This is a genomic window from Actinophytocola sp. (genome assembly GCF_036378875.1).
GTDB lineage: Bacteria > Actinomycetota > Actinomycetes > Mycobacteriales > Pseudonocardiaceae > Actinophytocola.
Genome location: NZ_DASUVO010000109.1, coordinates 1 through 16,381 on the forward strand (window position 1 = coordinate 1; position 16,381 = coordinate 16,381).

Sequence of the window (16,381 nt, forward strand, 5' to 3'; positions counted from 1 at the left end):
ACCAGTCACACACGCGACGACCACTGCTACCACCGGGAGGCGGCCGCGCCAGGACCGAACCAGCGCTGCCCTGTCAGTCATGGCCACACCGTAAAAGTAATCGGTGAGGATCGTCCATCCTTGATCGATGGCAACTTCCGGTCAACATCGTTGACGTGGCAACGAACGGAGTAGTCGCAGGTGGACTGAACAGGTCAGGAGCTACGGCACCGCGGGCAGCGTGAGGTCGAAGATCGCTCCCGCGTCTTCGGCGTTGTAGACCGACAACGTGCCGCCGTGGGCCCAGGCGACCCACCGCACAATGGACAGACCAAGCCCCGACGAACCGCTCCCCGTGCGGAAGCGGTCGAAGGCCTCGTCCGCGAAGTCGCCGTCCACACCGGGCCCGTTGTCGGCGACCGTGACCCGGCCGTTCGCGACCGTGATGTGCACGACCGCGGGCTGGTTCGGCTGACGCCCGTACCGCAACGCGTTGTCCAGCAGGTTCCCGATGGCCCGCTGCAGCAAGGTCGGATCGACCATCACCTTGCAGGGCGCCGCGGTCAGCGTCACCGATGCGCCGTCCGCCGGGGTCTCGTCCACGACGCCCGCGACAAGCTGGTCCAGCCACACCGGCTGCACGGCCAGCCGCTCGACGCCCGCCGCCAGCCGGGCACGCACGAGCAGGCCGTCGATGATGCTGCCCATCCGCGCGGCCAGGCGCACCGTGCGGGGCAGGAGGTCACCGCGCTGGGTCGGGTTCCGCAGCGCGGTCTCGGCCAGGGCACGCAGTGCCGCCACCGGGGTGCGCAGGTCGTGTGCCGTCTCCGCCAGGAGCACCTCTTGTTGCTCCAGTGCCGCCACGGCCGGGCGGATGGCCCGCGCGGAAAGAAGGTGGCCGGCCAGCGCCAGACTGCCGATCAGCACGGTCGCGCCCACGACCACCCACAACACCAACTGGTTGTGCGACTCGAGGGTCGGTTCCGCGTTGACCACCGCCACGACCGCGCCAAGGTAGCCGGACTCGCCGCGGAACGGCTCCGCCCGCACCCACACCATCTGGCCGTCCATGGCGCGCTTGTAGCCATAGAGTTCGCGCCCGGTGCGCGCCGCGTCCTCGGCCAGCCCGGCCAGCACGGCGGGATCCATCCGCACGCACTCGCGTTCGGAGTAGAGCGGGTCGAACTCGCCGGAACCACCGGGCAGGACCGCGAACTGCGGGCACTGCTGGTTGATCTCGTCCTCGCCGACCAGTGCGGTGACGATCGCGTCGCCCTCGCGGCCGACGAGCCGGGACACGGTCGAGGTGACCCTGGACAGCTCCATGTCCATCTGCTTCTCGCCGCTGTTCTGGTCCGCGTCGATCACGAGCCACGCGAACACGACGAGTCCGACGGCGTTCATCGCCGTGAACATCAGGGTCAGCAACCACCGCAGGCGCCGCAGCCGGTCGGCGGACGATCGGTTCACGAGACGGGACCGTATGCCCCGAGCCGGTATCCGCGCCCACGAATCGTGTGAATCAGCTCGGGTGCGCCCAGCTTCCTGCGCAGCCGTTTCACCACCACGTCGACCACGTTGGACATCGGGTCGGCGGCGGCGTCCCAGCAGTGCTCGATCAGATCGGTGCGGGAGACCACCTGCTCCGGCCGGATGGCCAGGTACTCCAGGACCGCGAACTCCTTGTCCGACAAGGTGAGCAGCACCCCACCCCGGCGCACCGCCCGTCGTGCGCAGTCGACCTCGAGGTCCGCGTGCCGCAGCACGGACGGGCGCCCGTCGCCACGGCGGCACAGGGTGCGGACCCGCGCGGCCATCTCTGCCACGGAGAACGGCTTCACCAGGTAGTCGTCAGCACCGGCGGCGAACCCGGCGACCCGGTCGGCGATGGTGTCCCGCGCGGTCAGGAACAGGACGGGCACGCACCAGCCGGCACGCCGCTGGTGCTGCACGTAGTCGAGGGAATCGCCGTCGGGCAGCATCCGGTCGAAGACCACACAGTTGAACCCGCCCTGCCGCAGCAGGGCGTCCGCAGTCATCAGATCGGGCGCCTGGAGCACCTCCACGCCGGCGGACGACAGCTCGATGGACACGGAAATCCGCAGGTCCTCGTCGTCCTCAACCACCAACACCCGCATGTCATCGAAACCTAATGTGCCGTGGTTGATCGTGATCCACCAAGACGATGATCGCTCCGCAAGCTCCGCTCAGACACAACCGTAGCCATTCCCCCAAGTCCAGGAACCGGTCTGGCCGGAACAGGACGTGACAGGAGGTGACCGGTGGAAGCTTCGGCAGGGAACGCGGCCGCGTTGGCTGGCCAGCAGGCCGTGACCACGACCGAAGGACAGGCGAAGGCCGCCCCGGCGAGAGTGGCTGCGCCGCCGTTGCGGATCGCCGCGGCCGGCACCGTGGCGGCAGCCGCCGCCCGCCCGCTTGCCCAACCAGCGGCCGAGGCCGACACGCACACGCGGCCACTGCTGCTCACCCCGCCTCTGCGCCCCGCGCGGCCGGCGCCGATCGCGCCGCTCCCGGCGCACACCCCGCCGAAACAGACGTGGTCAGGACACGTCCGGGAGTACGTCAGGAAACTGAGCCCGCTGCAGGTGATCTGCTGGCAGATCGCGGCCTTGAGCGTGCTGCTGACCGTGCGCCAGCCGTGGCCGGTGCTGACCGCCGTCTCGGTCGCGGCCACGCTGTTGCTCGCGCTGACGAGCGTGCGTGCCGGTGGCCGCTGGTTGTACGAGCTGGTCGGGCTGGCGACCGGGTTCTTCAGCCGCAACCGGCGCAGGGACCTGCCGAAAACCGGCGGCGCACCGGCCACGACGCTCTCGCTGCTCGGTCTGCTGCTGCCGGGCGCCACGATCAGGACGCTGGAGACGACACAGGGTCCCGCGATGGCGATCAGCCACCAGGGCGGGCTGACCGCGCAGCTCAAGCCGGGCACCCTCACCCCGGAACTGCTCAACGCGCTGCCCATGGCGGGCGCGCTGCTGCCCGCGGGCACCGACCACCAGTTCGCCGTGCAGCTCGTGCTCCACGTCGGCGTCCGGCCGGACACACCCCGCCGCCTCTGGGTCGCCGTGCACGCCGCGCGGACCGTCGACACCCCGGTCGACGCCGAGCTGACGCTGGCACTGCGCAACGCCATGCGCAGGGTGCGCCGGGCGCTCGACCGCGCCGGGGTGCCCGCCCAGCCACTCGCCGAGGAGCAGGCACTGTCCGCGATCGCCGGCCTCGCACACGTCACCGGAGGCAGGACCGAGATCCGTGAGGACTGGAAGTACTGGCGTACCGGCCCGGTCAGCCAGGCCACCTTCCAGCTGACCGGTTGGGGCGCACTCACCGACACGCAGGCACGCGGCCTCATCAACAGCCTCCTGGCCGGGGTGCCGGGAGTCGCCTCGACGATCACGCTCGGCACCCGGTCCGAGCGGCGGGGCGATCCGTTCGCCGCGGCCACCCTCCGCCTCGCCGCCACGACCGAGGCCGCCATCGAGCAGGCCGCCCAACACATGACCAGCCGGCTGGCGCCCTCCGGGGTCCGTCTCACCCGGCTCGACGGCACACAGCTTGCCGGTGTCGCCGCATCTCTTCCGATCGGAGTTTTCCTCTCATGACCGTGCTCGCCGACAACACCGTCACCGTCCTGCACTCGGCCGGGACCAACATCGGCCACGCGGCCCGCTGCCCGTCCAGCGCCGGGGTCGAGGCGCTGCTGGCGTCCGCGACCCGCGAGGTGCTCGTGATGAGCACCCTGTCGGTGGCGGCACGCGACCCCATCGGCGGTGTTCGCCGCATCGACCACGAGAACTTACGCAGAGGCGTGCGGTACCGGGTGATCGTGCCGGACACCGCCCGCACGGCGCCGGTGCTGGCGACCCGGCTCGGCACGCTCGCGCTGTCCGGCGCGGACACCCGCACGGTGCCGGAGGTGCCGACGGACGCGCTGGTGATCGACGGGTCGGTCGTGGTGCTGCCGGTGGACCGCACGGCGGGCGGCAGGGCGCTCGGCACGGCCGTGTTCCGGCTGTCGAGCGTGGTCACCACGACCATGGAGCTGTTCGAGCGCGTGTGGCTGACGGCGGTGCCGATGAGCCCGAACGAGCTGCCGGACGCCGCTGAGCTGTCTGCCAGGGAGAAGGAGCTGCTGGCTCTGTTGTCCTCGGGTAGCACCGACGAGTCCGCCGCCGCCCGGCTCGGGGTGTCCGTGCGGACCGTGCGGCGGATGGTCGCCGACATCATGAACCGGCTCGGCGCGCGCAGCCGCTTCCAGGCCGGCGTCAAGGCCGCCGACCGCGGTTGGCTGATCGAGAGGGCCGGGTAATGACGGCGATCGCGGGCCGCACGTTGCTGGTGGCGCCCGGTCGTCACGGTGCCTACCCGACCATTGGCGACGCGCTCAGCAACGCGCCGGACGGCGGGGTGATCGCGGTCGCGGCCGGCACGTACGCCGAGACGTTCGAGCTGCGCGGCCGGGATCTCACCATCCGCGCGCACGAGGGCGGCGAGGTGGTCCTCGACGCCACCGGCGGGGACTGGCCCGCGCTGTTGGTCCGCGGCGGTTCGTTCACGCTCCAGGGCATCACGGTGAAGTCGGGCGGGGCGGCGGTGCGGGTGGAGGACGCGGAGCTGACGCTCGAACGCTGCACGCTGTCCGCGGAGGTCGGGCCGGCGATCGCCGTGCGCGGCAGCCGGCGGTTCGCCGTGAACCGCTGCACCGTCGACCACGCCGAGCAGGGCATCGTCGTGGAGAGCAGCTCCGGGCGGATCGACGACACCACCGTGTCGAACGTGGTCGGCGACGGCGTCGTGATCGGCCTCGGCGCCGACCCCGAGCTGCGCAACTGCACGGTCGTCGACTGCGGGCAGCGCGGCATCTACGTCTACCAGTACGCGCGGCCGGTCATCGACACCTGCGACGTGGCGCGAACCGGGCACGAGGGCATCGCGGTGGCACAGCAGAGCCGGCCCGAGGTGCGCAAGTGCAAGGTCCACGACGTCGGCGGGATCGGCATCTCGTTCGCCGCCGGGTGCGCGGGCGCCATCGACTCGTGCCAGGTGGACAACTCCGCCCCGCCCGGCATCCTCGTCGCCGAGGGTGCCACCCCGACCGTGACCGAACCGGCCCAGCGGGCGGTGTCGAGCGGTGACGCCGGCGTGGACGACCTGCTGGCCGACCTCGACGCGATGGTCGGCCTGCCCGGGGTGAAGGCCGAGGTGCACGCGGTCGTCGACGAGATCCAGGTCAACGAGTGGCGCAAGCGCGCTGGCCTGTCGGTCGGCACGGTGAGCCACCACCTGATCTTCGCGGGCGCGCCGGGCACCGGTAAGACCACCGTGGCCCGCACCTACGGCAAGTTGCTGAAGTCGCTTGGCGTGCTGTCGAAGGGACAGTTCCGGGAGGTGTCGCGGCGCGACCTCGTCGGCCAGTACATCGGCCACACCGCCGAGAAGACGTCGGTGGTGTTCGAGGAGTCGCTCGGCGGGGTGCTGTTCATCGACGAGGCGTACACACTGTCCCGGCAGTCGGGTGCCGGTGGCGACTTCGGCCAGGAGGCCATCGACACGCTCGTGAAGCTGATGGAGGACCACCGCGACGAGGTGGCGGTGATCGTCGCCGGGTACACCCACGAGATGCAGGAGTTCCTCGACGCCAACCCCGGCCTCGCGTCCCGGTTCTCCAAGACGATCGAGTTCGAGAACTACTCGCCGGACGACCTCGTGCAGATCACCACCCGCATGGTGAACGCCGGCGACTACGCGCTCGACGAGGACGCGGCGCCCGTGCTGATGGACTACTACGCCCGCATCGCCGACGACCCGAACTTCGGCAACGCCCGTGACGCGCGGCGGCTGTTCGAAGGGGTGCGCAAGGTGCAGTCGCAGCGGTTGCGGCTGTTGGGCCGAATGCCGGACATGACCGAGCTGCGGACGCTCACGGCGGACGATGTGGTGGCCGTTACGGGATAGTCAAGATCGGTAACCTCGTTCGTGTGCGGGTACTGGTGGTCGAGGACGACGAGAATCTCCGGGTCGCGATCGCCGGTTCGCTCCGTGCCGCCGGGTTCGCCGTCGACGCGGTCGGCGACCTGCCGGCCGCGGACGAGGCGCTGTCCGTGAACTCGTACGACTGCGCCGTCTTCGACCGGATGCTGCCCGCCGGCGACGCCCTCTCGTATGTCCAGACCCGACGGCCCGCGGTGCCCGTGCTGTTCCTCACCGCGCGGGACGCCGTCGCGGACCGGATCGCCGGTCTCGACACGGGCGACGACTACCTGGTGAAGCCGTTCGCCGTCGAGGAGCTGGCGGCGCGCGTGCGGCGGCTGTGCCGGCGGGTGGCGAGTGGTCTGCCACCCGTGCTGCGCTGCGGTGACCTGGAGGTGGACGGCGGCCGGCACGAGGTGCGCCGTGCCGGTGTGCTGCTCACGCTGACCGCCAAGGAGTTCGACGTGCTGCGTCACCTCGTGGCGCGGCAACGGCAGCCCGTGCACAGATCGGAGCTGATCCGCGAGGTGTGGGACCCGCTGGTCGACCCGGCGTCGAACGTGCTCGACGTGGTGATCACGCAACTACGTCGCAAGCTCAGGAACCCACCCATGATCCACACCGTCCGTGGTTACGGATACCGCATCGAGCCGGCCTGAACACGGCTAGCCTGGACACGAGGATGCCGCGCAGAACGATGTTCGCGCTCATAGGACCAATCCAGAGGACCGCCATGCGCCGCCGTCTGCTCGCTCTCGTGGGGCTCGCCGGCCTGCTGCTGGCAGGGTGCAGCTCCACCATCCCCGGCGAGCCCGTCGCGGCCGCGTCCCCGTCCAGTGACCGCCAGCTGGTCCAGGGCTACTTCACCGAGCTGAACGCGGCGGCCGCCGAGGGCGCGGCGACGCAGCGGGACTTCCTGCAGCGCAGCCAGCACCCCGACTACCTCGACGAGCTGTGCGACCTCGGCGACCTCACGCTGAACATCGACCCGGCGATGTCGACGCTGCGGGTCGACCCCGACTGGGTGCCGCCGGGCGCGGGCCGGGGCGCGGGGCACCCGCGTGGCCTGGTGTACGTGCTGGGGGTGTCGGTGAGCATCCGGCAGGACGGCGCGTTGCTCGGCGAGCAGATCGGCTCGCAGCGTGTGGTGATCCTCGACGGGAAGGCCTACGGGTTCGCACCCTGCCCCACAGGGTAATGACGGAGCGTCACTTCCACTTAACGCCGTACACCCTTCGAGCGAAATCGGAACCAGCAGGCCCCAACGTCTCAAGACGGCCACGCCCCGCGACGAAACAGTCGTTAGTGGGAGGTGAGCGCATGGCCGTACTCGACCAAGGAGTCGCCGGCTGGCGGGAGCGTCGCGGGGGTGGCGAACTGACGGTGCCGATGCAGCACCCGGTTCGACAGGTCAAGCTCGAGGAGGCCAGCCTCGTCGAGCTACACCAGTCCATCGCCTCACTGCTGGCATCCCGTGGCGAGTGGCGCCAGGCCTACGAGCACCTACGGCACGCGTTGGACCTGGCGACGGCGGAGACCCCGCAGGTGCCCGAGCAGATTCGGCAGGAGGTCGCGCGGCTGCGGCGTGAGCACGCGGAGGCCAAGGAGCAGAGCATCCGTGACTCGCTCACGGCGAGCTACAACCGCCGCTACCTGGACCAGAAGCTCGAGGAGGTGGGCGGGCCCCGTGGCGAGTTCGCGGTGGCGCTCGTCGACCTCGACCTGTTCAAGCGGGTCAACGACACGTATGGCCATCTGGTCGGCGACCGGGTGCTGCAGCAGGTCGTCGAGCTGTTGCAGCTCGGGTTGCCGGAGGACGCGTTCTGCGCGCGGTACGGCGGCGAGGAGTTCGTGCTCCTGTTGCCGGGCCTGGAGGCCGACGCCGCGTGGGCGGTCGCCGAGGCGGCGCGGGCGCGGGTCGAGCAGTTCCCGTGGGGCGGGATCATGCGCGGGCTGCACGTGACGATCAGCATCGGTGTCGCGCACGAGTCCGGCCTGAGTGGGTTCACCAGCCCTGAGCAGCATCTTCGCCTGGCCGACGGGTTGCTGTACACGGCCAAGCAATCCGGTCGGAACTCCGTCGCCTACCGTGTAGGGGGACAGGTTCGCCTTTCGGGGGCCGCCGGGCAACGTCGTCCTGGCTAGTTCTGGTCACACTTGGCTGCGCCCTTGCATCGGTTCGATAACATTGATGGCCGCAGTCGTGATACCCCGATCGGGCTAGATGGTTGGGACCACTCGCGCACTGATAGTGAGCAAATTCGGCTTGGTAGTCGTCATGAGTGCCATCCGTACGTACTATCTGGGCGCGGCGAAGGCACGGTGAGTTGGCAACCAACTCGCGGTGTGCAACGTCTTAATAACGGAACTGCCACGTAAGTGGCCGTACGACCTGAGAGGAGTCCGGGTGCCAGACGACGAACGGCTCGGCGGCACCCGCGATCCGTACGGCCGACGGCATCGCCGCGACGACGAGCAGGAAGAGCAGCAGCCCCGGCGCCGCCGCCGTTCGGTCGAATCGGGCGGGGTCAGCGTCGCGGACCTGGTCCAACGGCATACGGGATCCCGGCCGGACCTCACCCCGGTGAACCCGGACCAGATGCGGCAGAACTCGGTGATGACGGGTCGGCGAGCCCGCCAGGACGACCAGCCGCCGCAGAACAGACAGAACGCTGAGCCCCGGCCGCAGTCGATCGCGTCCGCGCTTGACGGCGGCGGGTTCCCGCCCGACGAGCCGGCACGCCGCCCAGCGCCAGAGGCCAAGAACTTCCCGCGCGACGAGGCCGCTCGCCCCACGGGCAGCACGTCCTCGTACTACACGATCCCCAGCGAAGCTCTCCGCAACAGCTTCTCCCAGGAGTCGCCGGACCCGTACGCCGCGCCGACCGAGGACCCGGCCAGCCGCCCTCGCCGCCCCGGCGAAACGTCCGCGTACTACAACCTCCCCGACGAGCCCCTCGGACGCCCATCGGCTCCGGAGATCGGGCGCCGCAACGGTCGCGCCGGCAGGCCCGCCCCCGGCGACGCCCAGCCGCCCGATGGACTCGCGCCCGAGGCAGGCCGCCGCCGGGCCCCAGACCGCAACGGCTTCGCCCCGGAGTCGGACGCCCCGCGGCCAAGCCCGAGGCGCCGAGCCGGCGAGACGTCCGCTCACTACGGCACACCAGACGTCGACGCTCCACGCAGTGGCAGGCGGGCTGGCGAGGCCTCCGCCCACGTCCCCTTCCCGGACGCCGGTTTCGCCCCCGAAGCAGACGGTCCCCGTAACGGCGGCCGACGCGTCGGCGAAGCGTCCACGCACATGCCTTTCCCGCCGGACACGGACGGCCCACGCAATGGCCGCCGGGGCGAGGCGCCCACGGACGGTCCGCGCAACGGCGGCCGGCGAGCGGGCGAAGCCTCCGCGCGCCTTCCGTTCCCACCGGACGCGGACAGCCCACGCAACGGCAACCGCCGGGCGGGTGAGGCTTCCGCACATGTCCCGTTCCCCGAGAACGGCTTCGCCCCCGAAGCGGACAACCCCCGCGGCAACCGCCGGGCGGGTGAGGCTTCCGCGCACGTCCCGTTCCCGGAAAACGGCTTCGCCCCCGAAGCGGACAACACCCGCGGCAACCGCCGTGTCGGTGAGGCGTCCGCGCACCTGCCCTTCCCACCTGACGTGGAGAGCCCCCGCAACGGCAACCGCCGGGCGGGCGAGGCGTCCACGCATCTCCCGTACCCCGCCGAGGGCGGCTTCGCGCCGGAGGCGGACGGCCGGCGGAAAGGCCGTCGGCGCGGCGGAGAGGCCTTCCCGCCCGATGCGGCTGGTCAGCGCAACGGCCGGCGCGCCGCTGACGGTGGCTTCCCGGCCGAGGCTCCGCGACAGGGCGGCGACTTCGCGCCCGACGCGGACGGCCCGCACAACGGCAACCGCCGGGCCTTCCCCGGTGACGAGGGCTTCGCGCCCGAGCCGGGTGGCCGGCGTGTCGGGGAAACGTCCGGTCCCCGCCGCACCGCGGAGGGCTTCCCAGCCGAGCAGGGGCCGAATCGACCGGACGGAGCCGCTCGCCGACGGGCCCTGCGTTCGAGGGCGCCGCAGCCGGAGCCCGGCCGGTTCCCCTCCGAGGCACCGCCGCCTCCCGGCCAGTCATCCGGACTGTTCCCCACTGACGTCCCGCCGCAGCCGGGCCAGTCGTCCGGGCTTTTCCCCGTCGACGAACCACGCCGGCCAGGGAACGAGCCGGGCGCCGAGCTTCCCGAGTCCAAGCCGCGCCGGTCCACCGGTGTGCCGCCCGTGCCGTTGCCGCCGCCGCGCCGGGGTGACGACGACGACCCCATCTCGATGACCACCGAGATGGAGGCCATCGGCGACGAGGTACAGAAGCGGCGCAGCATCGACCACACCCTCGCCCGCTTCTCCGCGGTCCACGACGAGATCAAGGCGGAGGAACGCGAGAAGAAGGCCAAGCGCCGCAAGCTCATGCCCTGGCAGACCGGGGCCGACGAGATGGACCGCCTGGACGAGCTCGAGGCTCAGCAGTCCATGGCCATGGCCATCCCGAACCTCGAGCCACGGGACGAGGAAGAGGACGACGACCCCAAGAAGGCCAAGCGGAAACGCCGGTGGCGCAAGGGCAAGTCGGCCGGCAAGGCGTTCACGATCGTCATCGCGGCCCTGATCTTCCTGTCGACGGCGGTGCTGTGGGGCTTCAAGTCCTACGTCGAGTCCAGCTCGCAGACGGTCTCGGCGCTCGACCCCGACTCGAAGTCCATCAAGGACGCGTCGGCCCAGCTCGGCGACGAGAACTTCTTACTCGTCGGCTCCGACACCAGAGCCGGCGCGACGGCCGAGGACGGAGTCGGGGACGAGAACGCGGTCCAGGGCGCCAGATCCGACACGGTGATGGTCGCCCATATACCTAAAAATCGTGAACGCGTGGTGGTTGTCTCTTTTCCACGTGACCTCGAGGTTAACCGGCCGGCCTGCGAGGGATGGGATCCAAAGACCGGGAACTACACAGGTGAACAGAAGCCGCCGGCCAAACAGGTGAAGCTCAACACGGCTTACCAGGTCGGCGGTCCCATGTGTGTGACCAAGGTGGTCCAGGAGCTGTCCGGCCTGGCGATCAACCACTTCGTCGGCATCGACTTCCACGGCTTCAAGGACATGGTCGAGGCCGTGGACGGCGTCGAGGTCTGCGTCGAGCGACCGCTCGACGACGACGAGCTCGGCATGGTCGTGCCGGAGGCCGGCAAGAACGTGAAGCTCACCGGTGACCAGGCGCTGAACTTCGTGCGTGCCAGGAAGGTCAAGGGCGACCCGACCGCCGACTACGGCCGCATCATCCGCCAGCAGCGGTTCCTGTCCTCCCTGCTGCGCAAGGCGATGTCCGGCGAGGTGCTGCTCGACCCCGGCAAGCTCACCGACTTCGTCGACGCCTTCGCCAAGGCCACGTTCGGTGACAACATCGGCATCGAGCAGCTGTTCACCCTCGGCCAGTCGATGCAGGGCGTCGAGGCGGGCCGGGTCACGTTCATCACCGTGCCGACCGTCGGTTACTCGAACGACCGCAACAACGAGGATCTGCGGGTCGAGGACAACAACGCGTTGTTCGAGGCCATCCGCCAGGACACCCCGTTGCCCGGCGAGACCCCGCCGAAGCAGGACGGCTCGAACACACAGGCCCAGGCGCAGGGCAAGCAGCAGTCCGGGCTCACGCAGGCGCAGCCCGCCGGGCCGGTCGACCCGGCAACGGTCAAGATCCAGGTGCTGAACGCCGGCAACGACACCCCCGGCATCGCCAAGGAGACCGCCGACTCGCTCGCCGAGTACGGCTTCCAGGTCATGCAGGTGGTCACGGCGCCACCCACCGACAAGACCGTCATCCGGTACTCCAAGAGCCGCGAGGCGCAGGCGCAGACGCTCAAGGCGGCCGTGCCCGGCGCGACGCTCGTGGAGGACCCGTCGATGTCCGGCGCGATCATGCTCGTCATCGGCCCCGACTTCGACGGCGAGGTCCAGTCACCTGCAGAGGGGGCCGCGCCGCCGGAGCTGCCGGAGAACCTGTCGACGGTCAACGCCGGGGACGTTTCCTGCGCCTAGAGCACCCGTTGGTGGCTGTCGGTTCATCTGGGATTCATGTAGGAATGCGGTCCGCGTGCGCACTCGGCCGTAGGCTGGCGCCATGCGTGAGGCCTATCATGTCGAACTCGGTCAGCTGGCAGACGAGCTGGCCGACATGTGCTCCATGTCCGCGACAGCCATGGAGCTTGCCACCCGGGCGTTGCTGGACGCCGACCTCGGCCTGGCCGAACAGGTGATCGGCGACGACGTCAAGATCGACGACGCCCGCTCGGCGTGCGAGGAACATGCGTACGCGCTGCTCGCGCTGCAGGCCCCCGTCGCGACCGATCTGCGCACCGTCCTCGCCGCCATCCACGCGGCGGAGAGCCTGGAGCGCATGGGTGACCTGGCCCTGCACGTGGCCAAGGCCGCGCGTCGCCGCCACCCGAACCCCGTACTCCCCGAGCAGGTCCGGCCGTACTTCTCCGAGATGGGCCGGGTCGCCGTCGAACTCGCCCGCGACGCGGAGCGGGTCATCCTGAACAAGGACGTCGAGCAGGCCCGCTCCATGGAGGAGGCCGACGACGAGATGGACGACCTCCACCGCCACCTGTTCTCCGTGATCATGGACAAGCAGTGGCCGCACGGGGTCGCGGCGGCCGTGGACGTCACGCTGCTTGGCCGCTTCTACGAGCGGTTCGCCGACCACGCGGTGTCCGTGGCGAAGCGGGTCGTGTTCGTCGTGACGGGCCGCATGCCGGGCTACGGCAGCGACGAGGACGTCTAAGGCGCGACCGCGCTGATCAGCTCGCCGATCTGTTGGGCCATGCGGTTCGCGTCCGCCGGGCTGAAGGTGCTGCGGACCAGGCCGTCGTCGCCGGGTGGGCGCACCACGGCCAGGTAGCGGCCGGCGTCGGTGTCGATCCACGTCACGTGGCCGCCCTGGCGTTCCCGGCCGATGCGCCGGTCCCGGCCGGAGACGGTGAACATCCCGGTGCCCGTCCGCGGCCGGCTCAGGTAGCCGGCCGCGATCCGCATCTGCTGCTCGCCGGCGGTGCGGTTCGCGTACACCGGTGCCAGGAGAGTGCCCTCGCTCTCCTGATGCTGGCGCGAGCCGGGCTGGGTGATGGTCACGGACTGGCCGGGCCCCGCCGACATCGGCGGCAGGAGCCCGACGAGCGTGATCGCCAGCGCGGTCGGGCGGATCAGCTCGAGCCGAAGGCTCTCGCCCTCCTTGACCGCGAGCACGCCGGTCTCCCCGGCGGCGGCCGCACGGGCGTACAGCTTCTTGGTCTTCTCGACGGTGCCCATCACGGCCACCGTGACCACGTAGTCCGACAGCGTCCGCAACGCACGCGTCAGCTGCGGGTCCAGGTCGCCGCCCCGGATGAGCCCCCGCCTGTCGAGGCCGAGGAACACCTCCCGCGCCATCCGTACCCGGTCCTGCTGGTACTCGCCGAAACTCGGGATCTGTAACGGAAACTGCCGAACGTTGACGTCAAGCGTCTGTGCCAGGACGTCCACTTCCGGCAGGGACAGTCTGAACCCGGCCATCACTCACCGATCACCGGCGGCGCGGTCATCTCGTCGGTGCCGAACACCGCGTCCGGGTCCCCTTCGACCAGGTACGACGCGCGCTGGTGCTCACTGTCCTCGTCGCCCTCGCCACGTCTCCCGCCGGGCGGCATCATGCCGCCACCGACCCCACGGCCACCGGCTGGGCCCCCACGCCCAAGCGCGCCACCCTCGGCGGCGGCCGCAGCCGCACCAGGCCCGAACCCACCACCCATGCCGGGTCCGCGACCGGGGGCGCTGCCCTGACCACTGCCCGGGCCGGACCCGCCCGATCCCCCTGGCCCGTAGGAGCTGCCGGGGCCGCCGCCGTATCCGCTGCCACCGGGCCCGAACCCGCGCCCACCGCCGAACCCTCGGCCGCTGCGATCGAGGTCGCCGCCGGTGGGGCCGGGCAACCCGCCGATGGGCAGCGGTGTACCGAAGTTCGGGTTGGGTCCAGGCTGACCGCCACCACCGCCGCCACCCGTACCGGGCGTCGGGAACTGCCCTGGACCAGGCAGTCCGGGCAGGTCACTGCTGGGACTGGTGCCGGATCCGCCGCTGCCCGAGCCGCCGCCCGGGATGCCTGGCACGTTCGGGCTTCCCGGCGAGCCAGGCCCGTTCGGGTTGTTCGGGTTGGGGTTGCCCGGTCCGCCGGGGTCACCGGGCGTCGACGGCGGCGGAACAGGGCCGGGACCGGGGTCGTCCGTACCGCCGTTCCCCGTGCTCCCGGAGGACGAGTCGGCATTCGTGTTGAGGCGGTCGTTGCTGTTCTCGCTGATCCTGTCGTCCGCGATCGTGGTCTCGCCGACGTTCGTCATGGCCAACGTCGGCGGCGGCCCGAACGCGGGCATCGTGCTGGCACCGGCGAGGCCGCTGTCGTACGTACCGACGACCCCGGCCGCCTCCTCGTGCGCGGCCTGCGACTGGTTGTACTGCGCCTGGAACAGGCCCAGCTGGGCGGTGTAGTTGAGCGGATCACTGGTCATCTGCAGCTGACGATTGGCCGCGTCAAGATCGAACTCGACGGGCTCCGGCATGCTCCGCTTGGCCTCGTCCAGCGCGGACGCCTGCAGGTTCATCTGGGTACCGGCAAGCTGCGCGCTCTGCCCAGCCGCTCCGACCCAGTCGCCGATGCCCGCCATGAAGGTCCGCGCCGCGTCACCCGCGCTGCCCTGCCATTCGGTCGTGCTGCCTTTGATCGCGCCCTCAACGTTGTTCTGGAACTTGACCATCTCGTTCCCGAGGGTGATCCACTTGTCGCCGCTCTCACTGACCTCGGCAGGGATGGCGTCTTCGGTCACCATCGTCTTGAGCTGAGGGTGTGGCACGGCCATGTAGTTCGAGCACTGCATGATCGGCCCCTGGCGGGTGTCAATGCCGTTGGCCAGGCTCTGCGCCCGGGCGCTCATGTCCTGGTCATAGGTGTCCCGAATCCGGCCGTCCCTGGTGAACTTGGAGAGCCAGCGCTGGAGCCACCAGCTGTTCTCGTCCTCGGTGGTGACGCGGTTCGCGACGTCGTCGTGCGTCTCCGCGCCGGTTTGCACCGTGTTGCGGCGCTCGAAGTAGGTGTCGCTGGTCGGGTCCTGCGTCGGGTCGTAGCCCGACCTGGAGTCATGCCGGTTACGCGGTGCCATGACACACTTCCCTCAGGGCAGTCTTCGTTCCAAGAAGGTGGCCAGCTGAGCTGCCAGCTGGCATGCCTGTTGCTGATCACCGCCGGACGCGCTGGTCTCCGCTCGAGAGGAGTCGCCGACGGCGATGGCGATGCCGCAGGTCCCGAGCGAGTCGACGAACGAGACCGCTTCGTGAGAGCCGAGCTTCGGCAGCGGCTCGATGGTCGGGGCGTTGAGGTCGTCAAGCCCCTGGTCGTTGAGAAGCCCGAGCGACACCGTGTAGCTGTCGTTGATCGTCGCGCCCTCGCGCCGCCACAGACACACCCTGGCTCCGCCCGCCTTCTCCTCCCTCCCGCTCGTGAGCTGGAGTGATGCCAGGTCACTGGCTTCGATCACGTCGCAGGGTTGGAGGTCGGCGAGCGAAGGCTTGCTGCTGGGCTCGCTCGAGGGCGTCTCTTCGGTGGACGGTTCGGTGGTCGCGGTCGGGTTCGACGAGTCGTCACCCGGAGCCGGGCTGCCCTCCATCTGCTGGGAACAGCCGGCGAGCAACGCCAGCAGGGCGACAACGGTGACGGTGACCACCTGAGGTCTACTCGGCACGGAAGGTCCGTTCAGCGCCCGCGTCGGTGTTGTCGTAGTTGGCCATCGCGGCCATGATGCCCTGCTCCGCGTCGGCGAGCGTGTCGCGGAAACCCTTGAGCTGGGGCATGAACCCCTGCTGATCGGTGGCGACCTCCACCAGGTACGGCTTCATCGCCTCGGCACCGTGGCTGGAACCCAGGGGTTGCTGGCGAGCCAGGTAACTCGCGAGTTGGGTGTTGTCGTCGACCCACCTCGCCATGTCGCGGATGGCCTTCAGTAATGCGTCGCCCCCCTCTGGGCTGACTGCGAACTTTCCGCCGGCTGCTGCTTCGGCGAACTGTTTCATCGAGCCGGCAAGGCCGCCCATTGCAGCGCCTATCGCAGCGCCCATGGCGGTCATGAGCCCCACCCCCATCCGTCACGTGCCTACCCGGTTACCCCGGGACACTATTGTGACGTATGCCCCACGGGGAAGGTTCCGATTTGCGAAATGCGGGGACCACCCGATCAGCCGAAGCGGCCGGAGATGTAGTCCTCCGTGGCTTTCTCGCTCGGGTTGGAGAAGATCTTCTCCGTGGCGTCCATCTCGATGAGGCGGCCCGGCTGGCCGACGCCGGCG

The 16,381-nt window shown here is 70.3% G+C and carries 14 protein-coding genes and 1 pseudogene; 8 read left to right on the top strand and 7 right to left on the bottom strand.

Going from position 1 to position 16,381, the window contains the following annotated elements; all coding sequences use genetic code 11:
• Positions 1 to 201 precede the first annotated feature (201 nt).
• Positions 202 to 1,449, bottom strand: coding sequence for a sensor histidine kinase (locus tag VF106_RS32665; RefSeq protein ID WP_330843754.1), 1,248 nt, complete (start codon positions 1,447 to 1,449; stop codon positions 202 to 204).
• The gene (locus tag VF106_RS32670; protein WP_330843755.1) at positions 1,446 to 2,117 is read right to left on the bottom strand and encodes a response regulator transcription factor; all 672 of its coding nucleotides are present in this window, start codon (positions 2,115 to 2,117) and stop codon (positions 1,446 to 1,448) included. The genes VF106_RS32665 and VF106_RS32670 overlap by 4 nt, the downstream gene beginning before the upstream one ends.
• A gap of 144 nt (positions 2,118 to 2,261) precedes the next feature.
• Here VF106_RS32670 and VF106_RS32675 point away from each other — a divergent pair, with 144 nt between their 5' ends.
• The 8 genes from VF106_RS32675 (at position 2,262) to phoU (ending at position 12,797) form a co-directional block, all read left to right on the top strand.
• Positions 2,262 to 3,599: a type VII secretion protein EccE gene (locus VF106_RS32675; protein WP_330843756.1), complete on the top strand. Its 1,338-nt coding sequence runs from the start codon at positions 2,262 to 2,264 to the stop codon at positions 3,597 to 3,599.
• Positions 3,596 to 4,306 (top strand): helix-turn-helix transcriptional regulator, encoded by a 711-nt coding sequence (locus tag VF106_RS32680; protein WP_330843757.1) that lies wholly within the window; start codon positions 3,596 to 3,598, stop codon positions 4,304 to 4,306. Before VF106_RS32675 ends, VF106_RS32680 begins: the two co-directional genes overlap by 4 nt.
• Positions 4,306 to 5,952 (top strand): right-handed parallel beta-helix repeat-containing protein, encoded by a 1,647-nt coding sequence (locus VF106_RS32685; RefSeq protein ID WP_330843758.1) that lies wholly within the window; start codon positions 4,306 to 4,308, stop codon positions 5,950 to 5,952. Before VF106_RS32680 ends, VF106_RS32685 begins: the two co-directional genes overlap by 1 nt.
• Before the next feature lie 23 nt (positions 5,953 to 5,975).
• Positions 5,976 to 6,626: a response regulator transcription factor gene (locus tag VF106_RS32690; protein ID WP_330843759.1), complete on the top strand. Its 651-nt coding sequence runs from the start codon at positions 5,976 to 5,978 to the stop codon at positions 6,624 to 6,626.
• Between the two features lie 74 nt (positions 6,627 to 6,700).
• Positions 6,701 to 7,165: a hypothetical protein gene (locus VF106_RS32695; RefSeq protein ID WP_330843761.1), complete on the top strand. Its 465-nt coding sequence runs from the start codon at positions 6,701 to 6,703 to the stop codon at positions 7,163 to 7,165.
• Positions 7,166 to 7,287: 122 nt separating this feature from the next.
• Complete coding sequence (locus tag VF106_RS32700; protein ID WP_414639113.1) at positions 7,288 to 8,112, top strand: GGDEF domain-containing protein; 825 nt, start codon at positions 7,288 to 7,290, stop codon at positions 8,110 to 8,112.
• A 262-nt stretch (positions 8,113 to 8,374) separates the two neighbouring features.
• Positions 8,375 to 12,049 carry an LCP family protein gene (locus tag VF106_RS32705; RefSeq protein ID WP_330843762.1) on the top strand — a complete coding sequence of 1,225 codons (3,675 nt, stop codon included), beginning with the start codon at positions 8,375 to 8,377 and terminating at the stop codon, positions 12,047 to 12,049.
• A gap of 82 nt (positions 12,050 to 12,131) precedes the next feature.
• Positions 12,132 to 12,797: a phosphate signaling complex protein PhoU gene (gene phoU / locus VF106_RS32710; protein ID WP_330843763.1), complete on the top strand. Its 666-nt coding sequence runs from the start codon at positions 12,132 to 12,134 to the stop codon at positions 12,795 to 12,797.
• On the opposite strand, the gene VF106_RS32715 is transcribed toward phoU, so the two are convergent.
• The 5 genes and pseudogenes from VF106_RS32715 to pstB form a co-directional block, all read right to left on the bottom strand.
• Positions 12,794 to 13,564, bottom strand: a complete 771-nt coding sequence (locus VF106_RS32715; RefSeq protein WP_330843764.1) for an ESX secretion-associated protein EspG — start codon at positions 13,562 to 13,564, stop codon at positions 12,794 to 12,796. The genes phoU and VF106_RS32715 overlap by 4 nt on opposite strands.
• The gene (locus tag VF106_RS32720) at positions 13,564 to 15,201 is read right to left on the bottom strand and encodes a PPE domain-containing protein (RefSeq protein ID WP_330843765.1); all 1,638 of its coding nucleotides are present in this window, start codon (positions 15,199 to 15,201) and stop codon (positions 13,564 to 13,566) included. Before VF106_RS32720 ends, VF106_RS32715 begins: the two co-directional genes overlap by 1 nt.
• A gap of 12 nt (positions 15,202 to 15,213) precedes the next feature.
• Positions 15,214 to 15,780: a DUF3558 family protein gene (locus VF106_RS32725; RefSeq protein WP_330843766.1), complete on the bottom strand. Its 567-nt coding sequence runs from the start codon at positions 15,778 to 15,780 to the stop codon at positions 15,214 to 15,216.
• Complete coding sequence (locus VF106_RS32730; protein WP_330843767.1) at positions 15,770 to 16,162, bottom strand: hypothetical protein; 393 nt, start codon at positions 16,160 to 16,162, stop codon at positions 15,770 to 15,772. Before VF106_RS32730 ends, VF106_RS32725 begins: the two co-directional genes overlap by 11 nt.
• A gap of 107 nt (positions 16,163 to 16,269) precedes the next feature.
• A pseudogene (gene pstB, locus VF106_RS32735) lies at positions 16,270 to 16,381 on the bottom strand (phosphate ABC transporter ATP-binding protein); the annotation flags it as partial.

Coding starts and splice junctions, on each gene's coding strand:
- VF106_RS32715 (WP_330843764.1), bottom strand. CDS start 13,564: ATGGCCGGGTTCAGACTGTCCCTGCCGGAAGTGGACGTCCTGGCACAG.
- VF106_RS32695 (WP_330843761.1), top strand. CDS start 6,701: ATGCGCCGCCGTCTGCTCGCTCTCGTGGGGCTCGCCGGCCTGCTGCTG.
- VF106_RS32685 (WP_330843758.1), top strand. CDS start 4,306: ATGACGGCGATCGCGGGCCGCACGTTGCTGGTGGCGCCCGGTCGTCAC.
- VF106_RS32670 (WP_330843755.1), bottom strand. CDS start 2,117: ATGCGGGTGTTGGTGGTTGAGGACGACGAGGACCTGCGGATTTCCGTG.
- VF106_RS32720 (WP_330843765.1), bottom strand. CDS start 15,201: ATGGCACCGCGTAACCGGCATGACTCCAGGTCGGGCTACGACCCGACG.
- phoU (WP_330843763.1), top strand. CDS start 12,132: ATGCGTGAGGCCTATCATGTCGAACTCGGTCAGCTGGCAGACGAGCTG.
- VF106_RS32730 (WP_330843767.1), bottom strand. CDS start 16,162: ATGACCGCCATGGGCGCTGCGATAGGCGCTGCAATGGGCGGCCTTGCC.
- VF106_RS32700 (WP_414639113.1), top strand. CDS start 7,288: ATGGCCGTACTCGACCAAGGAGTCGCCGGCTGGCGGGAGCGTCGCGGG.
- VF106_RS32680 (WP_330843757.1), top strand. CDS start 3,596: ATGACCGTGCTCGCCGACAACACCGTCACCGTCCTGCACTCGGCCGGG.